Annotated in this window: 18 protein-coding genes; 17 read left to right on the forward strand and 1 reads right to left on the reverse strand. The window is 40.5% G+C overall.

Annotation, left to right across the window (positions count from 1 at the left end):
- Nucleotides 1–114: 114 nt before the first annotated feature.
- Genes ACS5PU_RS00855 through ACS5PU_RS00865 form a run of 3 tightly spaced genes read left to right on the forward strand, consistent with a single transcriptional unit; the run spans nucleotide 115 to nucleotide 4,098 of the window.
- Nucleotides 115–2,697: a hypothetical protein gene (locus ACS5PU_RS00855; protein WP_439457389.1), complete on the forward strand. Its 2,583-nt coding sequence runs from the start codon at nucleotides 115–117 to the stop codon at nucleotides 2,695–2,697.
- Nucleotides 2,698–2,702: 5 nt separating this feature from the next.
- Entirely contained in the window at nucleotides 2,703–3,206 is a 504-nt protein-coding gene (locus ACS5PU_RS00860) for a gliding motility-associated C-terminal domain-containing protein (protein ID WP_439457390.1), read from the forward strand.
- 13 nt (nucleotides 3,207–3,219) lie between these two features.
- Complete coding sequence (locus ACS5PU_RS00865; protein WP_439457391.1) at nucleotides 3,220–4,098, forward strand: PorP/SprF family type IX secretion system membrane protein; 879 nt, start codon at nucleotides 3,220–3,222, stop codon at nucleotides 4,096–4,098.
- Between the two features lie 229 nt (nucleotides 4,099–4,327).
- Here the strand turns inward: ACS5PU_RS00865 and ACS5PU_RS00870 are convergent, their stop codons facing one another.
- Nucleotides 4,328–4,939 (reverse strand): hypothetical protein, encoded by a 612-nt coding sequence (locus tag ACS5PU_RS00870; RefSeq protein WP_439457392.1) that lies wholly within the window; start codon nucleotides 4,937–4,939, stop codon nucleotides 4,328–4,330.
- 174 nt (nucleotides 4,940–5,113) lie between these two features.
- Between ACS5PU_RS00870 and ACS5PU_RS00875 the strand changes: the two genes are divergently transcribed.
- The 14 genes from ACS5PU_RS00875 to rplN all read left to right on the forward strand — a co-directional run bounded on the left by ACS5PU_RS00875 (nucleotide 5,114) and on the right by rplN (nucleotide 13,215).
- Complete coding sequence (locus tag ACS5PU_RS00875; RefSeq protein ID WP_439457393.1) at nucleotides 5,114–6,370, forward strand: prephenate dehydrogenase/arogenate dehydrogenase family protein; 1,257 nt, start codon at nucleotides 5,114–5,116, stop codon at nucleotides 6,368–6,370.
- Nucleotides 6,371–6,552: 182 nt separating this feature from the next.
- Entirely contained in the window at nucleotides 6,553–7,386 is an 834-nt protein-coding gene (locus ACS5PU_RS00880; protein WP_439457394.1) for a sulfite exporter TauE/SafE family protein, read from the forward strand.
- Nucleotides 7,386–7,781 (forward strand): DUF1634 domain-containing protein, encoded by a 396-nt coding sequence (locus ACS5PU_RS00885; protein WP_439457395.1) that lies wholly within the window; start codon nucleotides 7,386–7,388, stop codon nucleotides 7,779–7,781. The genes ACS5PU_RS00880 and ACS5PU_RS00885 overlap by 1 nt, the downstream gene beginning before the upstream one ends.
- Before the next feature lie 172 nt (nucleotides 7,782–7,953).
- A complete protein-coding gene (rplC, locus tag ACS5PU_RS00890) occupies nucleotides 7,954–8,571 on the forward strand; it encodes a 50S ribosomal protein L3 (protein ID WP_439457396.1) in 618 nt (205 codons plus the stop codon).
- 4 nt (nucleotides 8,572–8,575) lie between these two features.
- Nucleotides 8,576–9,205, forward strand: a complete 630-nt coding sequence (rplD, locus tag ACS5PU_RS00895) for a 50S ribosomal protein L4 (RefSeq protein WP_439457397.1) — start codon at nucleotides 8,576–8,578, stop codon at nucleotides 9,203–9,205.
- Nucleotide 9,206: 1 nt separating this feature from the next.
- Complete coding sequence (gene rplW, locus ACS5PU_RS00900) at nucleotides 9,207–9,497, forward strand: 50S ribosomal protein L23 (protein ID WP_025145221.1); 291 nt, start codon at nucleotides 9,207–9,209, stop codon at nucleotides 9,495–9,497.
- 20 nt (nucleotides 9,498–9,517) lie between these two features.
- Nucleotides 9,518–10,342 (forward strand): 50S ribosomal protein L2, encoded by an 825-nt coding sequence (gene rplB, locus ACS5PU_RS00905; RefSeq protein WP_439457398.1) that lies wholly within the window; start codon nucleotides 9,518–9,520, stop codon nucleotides 10,340–10,342.
- The gene (rpsS, locus tag ACS5PU_RS00910) at nucleotides 10,342–10,608 is read left to right on the forward strand and encodes a 30S ribosomal protein S19 (protein ID WP_010599906.1); all 267 of its coding nucleotides are present in this window, start codon (nucleotides 10,342–10,344) and stop codon (nucleotides 10,606–10,608) included. The genes rplB and rpsS overlap by 1 nt, the downstream gene beginning before the upstream one ends.
- Nucleotides 10,609–10,615: 7 nt before the next feature.
- Nucleotides 10,616–10,978, forward strand: a complete 363-nt coding sequence (rplV, locus tag ACS5PU_RS00915; protein WP_439457399.1) for a 50S ribosomal protein L22 — start codon at nucleotides 10,616–10,618, stop codon at nucleotides 10,976–10,978.
- Between the two features lie 7 nt (nucleotides 10,979–10,985).
- Nucleotides 10,986–11,828, forward strand: coding sequence for a 30S ribosomal protein S3 (rpsC, locus tag ACS5PU_RS00920; RefSeq protein WP_439457400.1), 843 nt, complete (start codon nucleotides 10,986–10,988; stop codon nucleotides 11,826–11,828).
- A 40-nt stretch (nucleotides 11,829–11,868) separates the two neighbouring features.
- Nucleotides 11,869–12,291 (forward strand): 50S ribosomal protein L16, encoded by a 423-nt coding sequence (gene rplP / locus ACS5PU_RS00925; RefSeq protein WP_010599903.1) that lies wholly within the window; start codon nucleotides 11,869–11,871, stop codon nucleotides 12,289–12,291.
- Nucleotides 12,292–12,364: 73 nt separating this feature from the next.
- A complete protein-coding gene (gene rpmC / locus ACS5PU_RS00930) occupies nucleotides 12,365–12,577 on the forward strand; it encodes a 50S ribosomal protein L29 (RefSeq protein WP_025145217.1) in 213 nt (70 codons plus the stop codon).
- 13 nt (nucleotides 12,578–12,590) lie between these two features.
- Nucleotides 12,591–12,845 (forward strand): 30S ribosomal protein S17, encoded by a 255-nt coding sequence (gene rpsQ / locus ACS5PU_RS00935; RefSeq protein WP_010599901.1) that lies wholly within the window; start codon nucleotides 12,591–12,593, stop codon nucleotides 12,843–12,845.
- A gap of 1 nt (nucleotide 12,846) precedes the next feature.
- Complete coding sequence (gene rplN, locus ACS5PU_RS00940; protein ID WP_010599900.1) at nucleotides 12,847–13,215, forward strand: 50S ribosomal protein L14; 369 nt, start codon at nucleotides 12,847–12,849, stop codon at nucleotides 13,213–13,215.

A 13,215-nucleotide genomic window follows, 5' to 3' on the forward strand; every position in this document is an offset into this window, starting at 1 on the left:
GGTCTTTTAAAATAGGCTTTCGTGTAAAGTAAAGGTTAAGGGATATACTAATTATTAGATTTGAGAGTTAGGCCAATTATTTTTTTGCCTAATATTTAGATCTCATCCCGATTCATGAAAAAACTTTTACTAATCGCTCTGCTAAGTGTTGGCTTAGCTATGGCTGTTAAAGCACAGGCTCCACAGCAGTTTAATTATCAAGGTGCAGCTAGAAATGCCAATGGTTCACCTTTAGCTAACAAAAATATATCCCTTCGCATCAGTATCCTCGACGGAACATCAACCGGAACCGTTCAGTATAGTGAGGTAAGAAATGTTATAACCAACACCAATGGTCTTTATGCAGTTTCTATTGGGAGCAGTGGTGCCACTTCGGTAAGTGGAAGCATAGGCGGGGTTACCTGGGCCAGTGGTTTAAAATTTGTAAAAGTAGAAATCGATCCTGATAATGGCACAAACTTCAGTTTGGCCGGAACAGCTCAGTTATTGAGCGTTCCTTATGCCTTATATGCAGCAAATGGCCCAATTGGTCCAAAGGGAGATACAGGTGCTACAGGTCCCGCTGGACCGCAGGGTGCAACTGGCAGTGCAGGCCCTCAAGGACCAACCGGCTTAACCGGTGCAACAGGCCCTCAAGGACCGGTTGGTGCAACAGGTGCCCAAGGCGTTAAAGGAGATGTAGGGGCAACGGGGGCAACCGGCGCTCAGGGCATACCAGGAGCAGCTGGTGCAAAAGGTGATAAGGGCGATAAAGGTGATGTAGGGCCAGTAGGTCCGTCAACAGGTGTAGCGGGTGGAGATTTGAGCGGAAATTATCCAAATCCAACACTAGCCAATATTCAGGGAAAAACCTTAAATGCAGCATCGCCAACCAATAATCAGGTGTTGCTGTTTGATGGTACTGCCTGGAAACCGGTAACCTTAGATGTTAGTCAACTGGCTGGGGCCAAAGCTTTAACCTCAACAGATCTTTCTATCAGCGCTAACGGGAGTACGGCATTATTAAAGGATGTGGTGATCGATATCAATGCGGGTGCCGTTACCACCGTAAAAGTGGCCGACGCCGCCATTACGACTTCAAAAATTGCAGATGCCTCGGTTACCACACCAAAATTGGCTGATGGGGCAGTTACTTCAATTAAAATTGGAAGTAAAGAGGTAAAGAATATCAATATTGATGACGCAGCAGTGAATACCTTACAGCTTGCCGATGGTTCGGTAACTACGCCAAAGCTGGCCAATGGAGCCATTACTTCAGTTAAAATTGGAAATAAAGAAGTGAAGAACATCAACATTGATGACGCTGCAGTGAATACCTTACAGCTTGCCGATGGTTCGGTAACTACACCTAAATTGGCCGACGGAGCAGTTACTTCGATTAAAATTGGGAACAAAGAAGTTAAAAATATAAATATTGATGATGCCGCAATTAATACATTGCAATTGGCCGATGGTTCGGTAACTACACCTAAATTGGCCAATGGAGCAGTTACTTCGGTTAAAATTGGAAATAAGGAGGTTAAAAATATCAATATTGACGATTTAGCGGTTAATACATTACAATTGGCAGATGGCTCGGTAACTACGCCTAAACTAGCTGACGCAGCTGTTACACTGGAAAAATTAACTACTGATGGGGTTAGCGATGCAAATAAGGTTTACATTACCAATGCGATAACCGGTAAGCCCGAATTGATCAGCCGTACACTATTTGCCAATGCAAATGCCTGGGCATTGAGGGGCAATACAGGGAATGTAGACCAAACGAGTAATTTTTTGGGCAATACCGATGATGTTGCAATAAATTTTATGGTCAACGGACAAAAATCTGGCCGATTGGGCAGTTCAGCTGAAACAAATATTTCTTACGGATACAAAACCATTTCGGCCAATGTATCTGGTTTTTACAACAGTGCATTTGGTAAAGAAGCACTCTCGGTAAATATTTCTGGTTATGAGAATAGTGCTTTCGGTTACATCGCTTTGCAAAGAAGTTTTAGCGGCATCAATAACAGTGCTTTTGGTTCGCAGGCTTTGAGTGTAAGTACGGTAGGCTCTAACAATAGCGCATTTGGTGCACATACTTTAATGGCCACGGCAACAGGAATTAACAATACAGCCATTGGTAGTTTAACATTAGAGGCCAGTAATGGTGATAATAATACGGCCTTAGGATACTCAGCCGGGTCAAAAAATAATGGTTCGGGCAATATTTTTATCGGCAGCAATGCAGGTAGTACCAATACAGGCCTAAACAATAGTCTGATTATCGCGAATACTAACACCACATTCCCCTTAATTTCTGGAAGCTTTACGGCAAATGGTGGATCACTAACCTTGAACGGAACTACTGCTGCAAGCGCTACAGCGTACGCGCCTGCAAATAACAGCACCCTGAATATTAATGGTTCTGTTTCGGCCAGTATATTAACCATTACAACAGCCGGTACTTTAACACTCGATGCAAGCCATTATACGGTTAGGGTAAAAAATGTAGGCGCTGCAGTAACTTTAAATCTTCCAACGGCTGCTAGCTGTAAGGGGAGAATCTATGTTATTGTAAAGGCATTATCATCGGGTGATGTGACGCTTAACAGTCCGGTTTTATTAAACGACGATTCGAGTACCACCACCATTACCGGAGCTAAAACATATACCATTCAAAGTGATGGTTCGGCTTGGATCTCTTTAAACTAAAGGCTATGGGAAAAGTATATTATATTTTTATTTTCCTGGCCGTGTTGCTTTTTAGCAGCAGGGCAAAAGCGCAAAGTTTACCTTATACGGTTAATGCAGCGAGTGGCTCGGGCAAAATCAACAATCAGCTTTACGATTTTAGCATCGGGGAAATGGTATTGGTGCAAACTTTTCAGGCAAGCAATACAACGCTCACCCAAGGCTTTCTACAGCCTTTTTTAATCATAGAAACTACGGCCAATGTAAGCGTGGTAAATAACATTCTAACGCCTAATGGCGATGGTAAGAACGACTTTTTTGTGATCAAGGGTTTAGAGAAATATCCCAATAATAAGCTTACCATTTTTGATCGGGGAGGAAGGATGCTATATACCGCAATGAACTACCAGAATAATTGGGACGGTTATGTAAATGGAACCGCACTAATGGAGGATACCTACTATTATATGCTCGATCTTGGTGCTGATGGCACAATTAAAGGTTTTATATCCATTTTGTATAAAAAATAACAGCGTGAAAAAAATGAAAGGTTATATAGCAGGGCTGTTAATTTTACTGGGTTTGCCGGCTTTTGCCCAACTAAACCCAATGGGCAGTATTTATTATCAGAACCAGTTTCTTGCCAATCCGGCAATGGCTGGATTAGAGGCGGGTTTAAATTTAAATGCGGCATTTAAGGCCCAGTGGGCAGGGGTAGAGGGTGGACCAAGAATACAATATTTAACAGGCGATTATGGTTTAAGCAACAACAAGGTAGGTTTGGGGCTTCTTTTTTACAATGAAAGTGCCGGAGCCATTAACCGCACAAGGGCAACGGTAACTTATGCCTATCACTTACCTTTAAATAGCGGCACCAATTATCTGGATTTCGGCCTATCAGGCGGGATTATGAATGAATGGATAGATTTTGGTAAGGTTAAGGGAGATCTGGATGATGATGTGCTAAATAGCTTCAACGATCGGAAACTGTATTTGGATGGCGACTTTGGCGTGGCTTACCGCACGGATAAGTTAACACTGCAGGGTACATTGCCCAACCTTAAACGCTTTTTTAAAAGAGATGTGTTAAGGAATGTTGTAGACCGCTCTATCTATTTTATAGCGGCTGGCTACCGTTTTACTACCGATAAGGTAATTAACAGTATAGAACCTAAACTGGTGTACAGGGGTGTTCAAAATTACGATGGCATTTTCGATGCGGGCGTAAACCTGCAGGTTTTGGATAATAAATTAATGTTGAACGGCATATACCACAGTACAAATAGTTTTACTGCCGGGTTTGGTGCCAACTATAAAAATCAATTCTCAATTTTGTTCCAATACACTACTAATACCTCTAAAATGCAGAACTACAGCAATGGCGAATTTGAGGTGGGGTTGAAATACAGTATTAAGAATTAAGTCGATTATCGGAGCTGTCAACTTTCTAGCGCTTGAGTTATTAAGTTGACAACTCTTCTTTATATAGGCAATTGTCAATTTAAGCCTATCGAATGGCCTTTTCTGATGCTTTGAAAGAGCTGTCAGCTTTCTAGCGCATTGGCTATTAAAGTTGACAACTCTCCTTCTCATAAACCATTGTCACCCTGAGCTTGTTGAAGGGCCAGTTAGACAGGCTAATTGTTAGGGCCTATCTTCCTCGGCCTTCGTCCCATTTATTGCGTTCATCCTGCAACTCGCGCGCAAGTCTCATTTCTTTATCTTTTGCCTTTACCTTATGAGCCTGAAACTCATCAGCTACTTCCTGATAAAGTTCTGTGCGGTATTTAGCCTCATGCCTTAATTTGCCCGATTGGAAAATTACAAAGGCCAAACCGAGAGCCAGCACAATAATGATGGCCCAAACAATGGTGTTGTAAGTGCCTTTATCAAAAGCTATCCCTAAAAATTTAATTTCATTTACCGAAGCATTAGCGGTAGCCAATGAGCTTTCTTTTCCGGTTACTTCGCCCTTTAGGCTCGAAATATTACCTGCCTGCGATTTAATTTCCTGCCTGGCTTCCTGTAGTTGCTTGCGTTCTTTTCTGAGCGTATCATTCACACTTTTCCATAAAGATGATAACCTTGATGGGTTAATCAGCCTTGCGCCATTGAAGCTTTTAGATTTTTTTAACATAAACTGGTACTGGCCATTTAATGATGGATCAGTATTTTTAGTAGTATCGGGTAAAGTTTGCCCAAATGCAACGTTAAAAAATAGCATAGCGCCTAAAAACAATAGGGTGTGTTTAATTTTCTGCATAGTTTAAATATAGGTGTTAGAATGTAAAACTACATTTTTAAATATTTCCCAGTCGTATTATTTTTTAGTTTAAGTTTTAGGGAAATAGCCAAAACTGTTTTGGTTTAACATTCTAAATAACAATTTTATCTAAGTTTTATTATAAAATTATTGCCGATAGGTTACATTTGTTTCATGCAAATAGGAATTATAGGTTTGGGCGATATGGGCAAATTGTATGCACTATCGTTCGTAAATGCCGGTTATAAGGTATGTGGGGCCGATATGCCCTTACGTTTTGTCGATTTAAAAAATGAGCTTGAACCTAAGACAATCGAAGTTTTAACCGATGGACATGAAGTTGCACGTAAATCTGATTTTATTATCTATTGTGTTGAAGCCGAAAAAATTGATGAAGTAGTGGCCACCTTTGCCCGCTCTACAAAATACGGTGCCATAGTTGCCGGACAAACTTCTGTTAAGCATCCGGAGATTGCTGCTTTTGAAAAACACCTTCCGGCAGATACCCAGATTGTAACCTGCCACTCTTTGCATGGGCCGGCATTTAGTCCCGAAGGGCAGACCCTGGTTGTGGTACGCCACCGCGCTACCGATGCCGTTTATGCCAAAGCATTGGAGATCTACAAATCTTTAAAATCGAACATTATTGAGATGGACGATTATAGGGAACACGATAAAATTGTGGCCGATACGCAGGCCGTAACGCATATGGGTTTCGAAAGCATGGGCTCGGCATGGAAAAATGCAGGTTTTTTCCCCTGGGATAACCCCGCCTATGCCGGTGGAATTGACAATGTGAAGATTTTAACCACGCTAAGAATTTTTAGCTATAAATCTCATATCTATGCTGGTTTGGCCATATTAAACCCTTACGCGCAGAAGCAGGTAAAATATTATGCACAGGCAGAATCCGAACTTTTTAAACTCATGATCTGTGAAAATGAAACCGAGTTTAGAGAAAAAATTTATGCCGCACGCGATTTTGTATTTCATGAGAGCCGTACGCTTTTGCTCTTGGATGATAATATCATGAAAGAGTTTAGCCTATCGGATGCCGATCATAAACAGAAGCCCAATTCACACCTAAGTTTGCTGAGCATGGTGTACGCTTGGTATAAAATGGGCGTTAACCCTTACGATAACCTGATCTGTCAAACACCGCCTTTTAAATTGAGGTTGGGCATAGCCGAATATCTTTTCAAAAACGAATCCATGCTCGAAGAGTCGATCAGTACTGCTTTGTACGATAAATCTATCCGTGGTGACGATCTGGAATTTCATACCGCAGTACACGAATGGGCATCAATTATCGGTTATGGCGATTTAAAGGGTTACAAAGAACACTTTGAAGCTGCCAAATCATTTTTTGCCAACCGTTTAAACGATGGCAGGGATTTGAGTGCGGAGATGATCAAAAGGTTGGGTAAATAGATGAGCATAAGCTTGCGTCATGCTGAATTTATTTCAGCATCTCATTTCTGCAGAGACCCTGAAATAAATTCAGGGTGACGGCTATTCCATCGCAAAATTCTATTTTATCCCCTTAATATATAGACTTAATTTTATTCCTTTAATCCTTCGTTTACCCAAAACAGGTGTCTTATATTTGCCGCATGTCGGTATTATTGTTTACCATAATCGTTTTGCTGGGCGCTTTTTTAGCTGGCCTATTGGGCTCTTTAACCGGTTTAGGCGGTGGTGTTATTATTATTCCTTTACTCACATTAGCTTTAGGGGTTGATATCCATTATGCCATTGGCGCATCAATTGTTTCGGTTATTGCTACTTCATCCGGATCAGCGGCAGCTTATGTAAAAGAGGGAATAACCAATATCCGGATCGGGATGTTTTTGGAGATAGCCACCACCGTTGGTGCTATTTGCGGCGCAGTGATAGCCGTTTATTTAAATGCCAATTACATCGCCATCTTATTTGGCTGTATCTTGATTTTTTCGGCCATTATGACCTTGAAAAAAAAGGTAGATCATACTACATTAGATGATACCGATAAATGGGCCAATTTTTTTAAACTCAACGGCTCTTATCCCGATAAAGGCATAGATCACCCTTATGCGGTGAAACATGTACCAGGCGGTTTCTTGATGATGCTTTTTGCGGGAACATTATCTGGCCTCTTGGGCATTGGGAGCGGCGCATTAAAGGTAATTGCCATGGATAACATTATGCGTTTACCTTTTAAAGTATCTACAACCACCAGTAATTTTATGATGGGCGTTACTGCTGCTGCAAGTGCTGTGGTTTACCTGCACCGCGGACAGATCGATCCAGGTATAGCCATGCCGGTTTGCATAGGGGTTTTAACGGGCGCAACAATAGGATCGAAAGTGCTGTTAAAAACCAAAACCGACAAGCTTAAAATTGTATTTGCAGTAGTGGTTACATTTTTAGCCTTACAGATGATTTATAAAGGAATAAGCGGATTATAATGGCGGCAGTTGATAAAGAAAATATAAACGATAAAGATATTCAGGTAATATTGGGTACACTGCTGCGTGCCGGTGTAATTATTTCGATGAGCATTGTACTTGTTGGCGGTATTATTTTTCTGGTTCACAATAATGGCGTAATTACCGATTATAAAGTATTTAAGCCCGAGCTGGCCAAATTTTCTTCCATAGCCGCTATTTTTAAGGGCATACTTACATTTCAGGGCGATGCCATTGTGCAGTTTGGGATCTTAATGCTCATTTTTACGCCCATAGCCCGCATCATATTTGCTATTTTTAGCTTTTTAATTGAGCGCGATTATTTATATGTACTGATCGGATTTATCATTTTGGCCATCATAACTATCAGTTTAAATGGGGGTTTAGCGCATTAGCCTTGCTTTTTTAGGTTAAACACCATCATATCAGCAATTTATTTGAAAAATATTTTGCTAACTATTTGAAAATTAATAATTCTTGCCTATCTTTGCCGTCCCTTTCGGGGGATGTACAACCACCTTGAACGAAGCCCTACTGCTTCGATGGGTGTTAAAAAGAAAAGATAAAATGTCAGGAATTATTGGAAAAAAAGTAGGAATGACCAGTATCTTTGATGCCGAAGGAAGAAACATTCCTTGTACGGTAATCGAGGCTGGGCCTTGTGTAGTTACACAAGTAAAGACCGAAGAAAAAGACGGGTATTCATCAATCCAACTGGGTTACGATGAGAAAAAAGAGAAAAACACAACTCAACCGTTAAAAGGCCATTTCGCGAAAGCAAACACAACTCCGAAACGCAAGCTGGTAGAATTCGATTCGTTTACAACTTCACTTAATTTAGGTGATGTGGTAACAGTTGATTCATTCGCAGAAGGCGATTTTGTTGATGTTGTAGGTACCTCAAAAGGTAAAGGTTTTCAAGGTGTTGTAAAACGCCACGGATTTGCCGGTGTTGGTATGCAGACTCACGGTCAGCATAACCGTTTACGTGCCCCAGGTTCATTGGGAGCATCATCATTCCCTTCACGTGTATTCAAAGGAATGCGCATGGCAGGAAGAACAGGTGGAGACAGGGTAAAAATTCAAAACTTACAGGTTTTGAAAGTTTATGCTGAGCAAAACTTATTAGTAGTTAGTGGTTCCATTCCAGGAGCTAAAGGTTCTTACGTAATCTTAGACAAGTAATCAGATGGAAGTTAAAGTATTAAACATTTCAGGTAAAGAAACAGGTGCCAAGGTGCAACTTCCTGAATCGGTATTCGGTATCGAGCCTAACGACCACGCGATTTATTTAGATGTAAAACAGTATTTGGCTAACCAACGTCAAGGTACTCACAAATCTAAACAACGTAACGAGATTGCTGGTTCAACCCGTAAACTATACAAACAAAAAGGTACAGGTGGTGCCCGTGCTGGTAGCATTAAATCTCCGTTATTTAACGGTGGTGGTCGTGTTTTCGGTCCTCAGCCACGTGATTACAGTTTTAAATTGAACAAGAAATTAAAATCATTAGCACGTAAATCTGCTTTAGCTTATAAAGCAAAAGATAACAACGTGGTAGTTTTAGAAGATTTCAACTTCGATACAATTAAAACTAAAAACTATACAAGTTTATTGGCTGCGTTAAACGTAGGTACACAAAAAACATTGTTGGTTTTACCTTCGCAAAATAATAATATCTATTTATCAAGCAGAAACGTTCAGAAAACTAAAGTAATCGCTGCAGCAGATTTAAATACTTATGATGTATTAAACGCTGGAGTACTTGTGTTAACTGCAGATTCTGTTAAAACTTTGGAGGAGGCATTTGCCAAGTAATATGGAAATTTTAAAAAAACCAATATTAACCGAAAAAGCTTCAGCTTTAACTGAGAAATCTAACCGTTTCACATTTAGCGTTAACCACAAGGCTAACAAAATCCAAATCAAAGCAGCTATTGAGAAATTGTACGGTGTAACCATCGTTGCAGTTAACACCATGGTTGTTGATGGAAAAGCTAAATCACGTTACACTAAAGCAGGTTTTGTATCAGGCCGTAGCCCTAAATACAAAAAAGCAATCGTAACGTTGAAAGACGGAGAAACAATAGATTATTACGCAACCCTTTAATTTAATAATTAATTATAACTATGGGCTTAAGAAAATTTAAACCAGTTACTCCAGGTACCCGCTTCAGAGTTGGTGCTAGTTTTACGGAGATTACAGCAACCAAGCCCGAAAAATCATTGGTTGTATCATCAAAAAAGTCTGGTGGACGTAACAATACAGGAAAGATGACTATGCGCTACATGGGTGGCGGTCACAAAAAATCTTATCGTATTATCGACTTCAAACGCGATAAATTCGATATTCCTGCAACAGTAGCTACTGTTGAGTACGATCCAAACCGTACTGCCCGCATCGCATTATTACATTATGCAGATGGCGAGAAGCGTTATATCATTGCTCCTGAAGGATTGCAAGTTGGTTCGGTATTATTATCGGGCGATACAGCAGCTCCAGAAGTAGGTAACACTTTAAAATTATCGAACATTCCATTAGGTTCTATCATCCACAACGTGGAGATCCACCCTGGAAAAGGAGCACAATTGGCTCGTAGTGCAGGTGCTTACGCACAATTAGCTGCCCGCGATGGTAAATATGCTACTTTAAAAATGCCTTCAGGCGAAACCCGTTTAATCTTAACCACTTGTTTAGCTACAATCGGTGCAGTATCTAACTCAGATCACGCAAACGAAGTACTAGGTAAAGCTGGTCGTAAACGTTGGTTGGGCCGTCGTCCGAGAACTAGACCGGTAGCGATGAACCCAGTAGATCACCCAATGGGTGGTGGTGAAGGTAGATCATCAGGTGGTCACCCTCGTTCAAGAAATGGCGTTTTAGCTAAAGGCTTCAAAACCAGAGAACTTAAAAAATATTCTAATCGTTACATCATAGAGAGAAGGAAGAAATAATGGCTCGTTCGATAAAAAAAGGACCTTATATTGACCATAACGTAGAGAAAAAAGTAAACTCTATGAATGATTCAGGCAAAAAGTCTGTAATCAAAACTTGGTCTCGTAGATCAATGATTTCACCAGATTTCGTTAATCATACATTTGCAGTACACAACGGTAATAAATTTATCCCTGTGTACGTAACAGAAAACATGGTTGGTCACAAGTTGGGAGAATTTGCTCCAACCAGAACATTCAGAGGACACGCTGAAAAGAAAAAATAATTAGACAATGGAAGCAATAGCAAAATTAAACAATTGTCCAACCTCACCGCGTAAGATGCGTTTGGTTGTAGATCTTATCAGAGGTGAACGTGTAGAGAAAGCATTAAGCATTTTAAAGTTTACCAATAAAGAAGCAGCAATAAGAGTTGAGAAATTATTATTATCTGCTATCAAAAACTGGGAAGCTAAAAATGAAGGTGCTCGCCCTGAAGAAAACCAACTTTTTGTAAAAACAGTTATGGTTGATGGTGGCCGTCAGTTAAAACGCTTACGTCCAGCTCCTCAAGGCCGTGGATATAGAATTCGCAAACGTTCTAACCACGTAACGCTGATTGTAGATAGTAAAAACACAGAAACAACTCAAAACTAATTAGGAAATGGGACAAAAAGCAAATCCAATAGGTGCCAGGTTAGGAATTATCAAAGGATGGGATTCTAACTGGTTCGGTGGCAACAACTACTCCGATAAATTAGTTGAAGATGAGAAAATAAGAAAATACCTTTCTGCCCGTATCGCAAAAGGCGGTGTTGCAAAAGTAGTTATCGAGCGTACCTTAAAACGTATCACCGTAACTATCCACACAGCTCGTCCAGGTATCGTAATCGGTAAAGCAGGTGCTGAGGTTGATAAAATCAAAGAAGAGTTAAAGAAATTAACCAAAAAGGAAATTCAGATTAACATCTTCGAAATTAAACGCCCAGAACTTGATGCACAATTAGTTGCAGAAGGTGTTGCAAAACAATTAGAAGCAAGGATCTCATTCCGTAGAGCAATGAAATCTTCTATCGCATCAACCATGCGTATGGGTGCTGAAGGTATCAAAATCATGACTTCTGGTCGTTTAGGTGGTGCTGAGATGGCACGTACCGAGCAGTACAAAGAAGGAAGAGTGCCTTTGCATACATTCCGTGCTGATATCGACTATGCTTTAGCTGAAGCTTTAACCACTTATGGTAAAATCGGCGTTAAAGTATGGATCTGTAAAGGTGAGGTTTATGGAAAACGTGATTTGTCTCCAAACATTGGTGCAACAAACAACGGTCCAAAAGGCCAATCAGAGAAACCAGCATTCGGTGGAAGAGATAACAGAGGTGGTGGAAGAGATAACCGTGGCGGTGGTAACGACAGACGTGGTGGAAACCAAGGCGGTCGTGGTCCAGGCCAAGGTGGTGCAAACAGAGGTGGTGGCGCAGGCGCTAACAGAGGTCCTCGTAAATAATTGATTTATTAACATCGTTTAACGATTAGAACAAAATAAAATGTTACAGCCAAAAAGAACGAAGTTCAGGAAGATGCAAAAAGGCAGAATGAAGGGTTTAGCTTCTCGTGGAGCTGAATTAGCATTCGGATCTTTCGGTATCAAATCTTTAGAAGCTACTTGGATCACAAGTCGCCAGATAGAGGCTGCCCGTATTGCCGTAACACGTTTCATGAAACGTGAAGGACAAGTATGGATCAGGATTTTCCCGGACAAACCAGTAACTAAAAAACCTGCTGAGGTACGTATGGGTAAAGGTAAAGGTGCTCCTGAGTATTGGGTAGCAGTAGTAAGACCTGGACGTGTAATTTTCGAAGCTGAAGGTGTGCCTTTAGAAGTTGCTAAAGAAGCATTGCGTTTAGCTGCTCAGAAATTACCAATCCAAACCAAATTCGTAGTACGTAGAGATTACGTAGAAGCATAGTAAAGTGTTGAGGTGAATGTTGTAAATACTTGTTTATTATAACCGCTACACTCAACGTAAAAGAAAAAGAAAAATGAAAAATTCAGAAATCACAGGGCTTTCAAAAGAAGAATTAGTAGCTAAGATTGCGGAAGAAAAAGAGAACTTATCAAAATTGAAGTTCGCTCACACTATTTCAGCTATCGAAAATCCTTCACGCATTGCAAAAGTAAGGAAAGACATAGCCCGTTTAAACACTGAACTGACTAAAGTGAAAAACACTGAGTCAGCTACTGAAACCAAATAATTTGAGAGTCGACATGGAAAGACAATTAAGAAAAACAAGAACCGGGTTAGTGGTAAGCAACAAGATGGATAAATCTGTTGTGGTGAGCGTGGAACGTAAAGTAAAACACCCGATTTATGGTAAGTTCGTAAAGAAAACTACCAAATTTATGGCTCACGACGAGAAAAACGAATGCGGTATCGGAGATACAGTATTAATTATGGAAACTCGTCCTTTGAGTAAAAACAAGAACTGGAGATTGGTACAAATTTTAGAAAGAGCTAAATAAGATGGTACAACAGGAATCGAGATTAAACGTTGCTGATAACAGCGGCGCAAAAGAAGTATTAGTAATTCGCGTGCTAGGTGGAACCGGCAAACGTTATGCTTCAATTGGTGATAAAGTAGTTGTTACCGTAAAAAGCGCGTTACCTTCTGGTAACATTAAAAAAGGTACAGTTTCTAAAGCAGTTGTTGTAAGAACTAAAAAAGAAATCCGTCGTAAAGATGGTTCTTATATCCGTTTTGACGATAATGCTGCTGTATTATTGAACGCACAGGATGAGCCAAGAGGTACACGTATCTTTGGCCCGGTTGCGAGAGAACTACGTGAAAAACAATTCATGAAAATCGTATCATTAGCACCGGAGGTATTATAA

Source organism: Pedobacter sp. GSP4, assembly GCF_051857575.1.
Classification (GTDB): domain Bacteria; phylum Bacteroidota; class Bacteroidia; order Sphingobacteriales; family Sphingobacteriaceae; genus Pedobacter.

Coding starts and splice junctions, on each gene's coding strand:
- rplV (WP_439457399.1), top strand. CDS start 10,616: ATGGAAGCAATAGCAAAATTAAACAATTGTCCAACCTCACCGCGTAAG.
- ACS5PU_RS00880 (WP_439457394.1), top strand. CDS start 6,553: ATGTCGGTATTATTGTTTACCATAATCGTTTTGCTGGGCGCTTTTTTA.
- ACS5PU_RS00885 (WP_439457395.1), top strand. CDS start 7,386: ATGGCGGCAGTTGATAAAGAAAATATAAACGATAAAGATATTCAGGTA.
- rplD (WP_439457397.1), top strand. CDS start 8,576: ATGGAAGTTAAAGTATTAAACATTTCAGGTAAAGAAACAGGTGCCAAG.
- ACS5PU_RS00855 (WP_439457389.1), top strand. CDS start 115: ATGAAAAAACTTTTACTAATCGCTCTGCTAAGTGTTGGCTTAGCTATG.
- rpsS (WP_010599906.1), top strand. CDS start 10,342: ATGGCTCGTTCGATAAAAAAAGGACCTTATATTGACCATAACGTAGAG.
- rpmC (WP_025145217.1), top strand. CDS start 12,365: ATGAAAAATTCAGAAATCACAGGGCTTTCAAAAGAAGAATTAGTAGCT.
- ACS5PU_RS00870 (WP_439457392.1), bottom strand. CDS start 4,939: ATGCAGAAAATTAAACACACCCTATTGTTTTTAGGCGCTATGCTATTT.
- ACS5PU_RS00860 (WP_439457390.1), top strand. CDS start 2,703: ATGGGAAAAGTATATTATATTTTTATTTTCCTGGCCGTGTTGCTTTTT.
- ACS5PU_RS00865 (WP_439457391.1), top strand. CDS start 3,220: ATGAAAGGTTATATAGCAGGGCTGTTAATTTTACTGGGTTTGCCGGCT.
- rplP (WP_010599903.1), top strand. CDS start 11,869: ATGTTACAGCCAAAAAGAACGAAGTTCAGGAAGATGCAAAAAGGCAGA.
- rplB (WP_439457398.1), top strand. CDS start 9,518: ATGGGCTTAAGAAAATTTAAACCAGTTACTCCAGGTACCCGCTTCAGA.
- ACS5PU_RS00875 (WP_439457393.1), top strand. CDS start 5,114: ATGCAAATAGGAATTATAGGTTTGGGCGATATGGGCAAATTGTATGCA.
- rplC (WP_439457396.1), top strand. CDS start 7,954: ATGTCAGGAATTATTGGAAAAAAAGTAGGAATGACCAGTATCTTTGAT.
- rplN (WP_010599900.1), top strand. CDS start 12,847: ATGGTACAACAGGAATCGAGATTAAACGTTGCTGATAACAGCGGCGCA.
- rpsQ (WP_010599901.1), top strand. CDS start 12,591: ATGGAAAGACAATTAAGAAAAACAAGAACCGGGTTAGTGGTAAGCAAC.
- rpsC (WP_439457400.1), top strand. CDS start 10,986: ATGGGACAAAAAGCAAATCCAATAGGTGCCAGGTTAGGAATTATCAAA.
- rplW (WP_025145221.1), top strand. CDS start 9,207: ATGGAAATTTTAAAAAAACCAATATTAACCGAAAAAGCTTCAGCTTTA.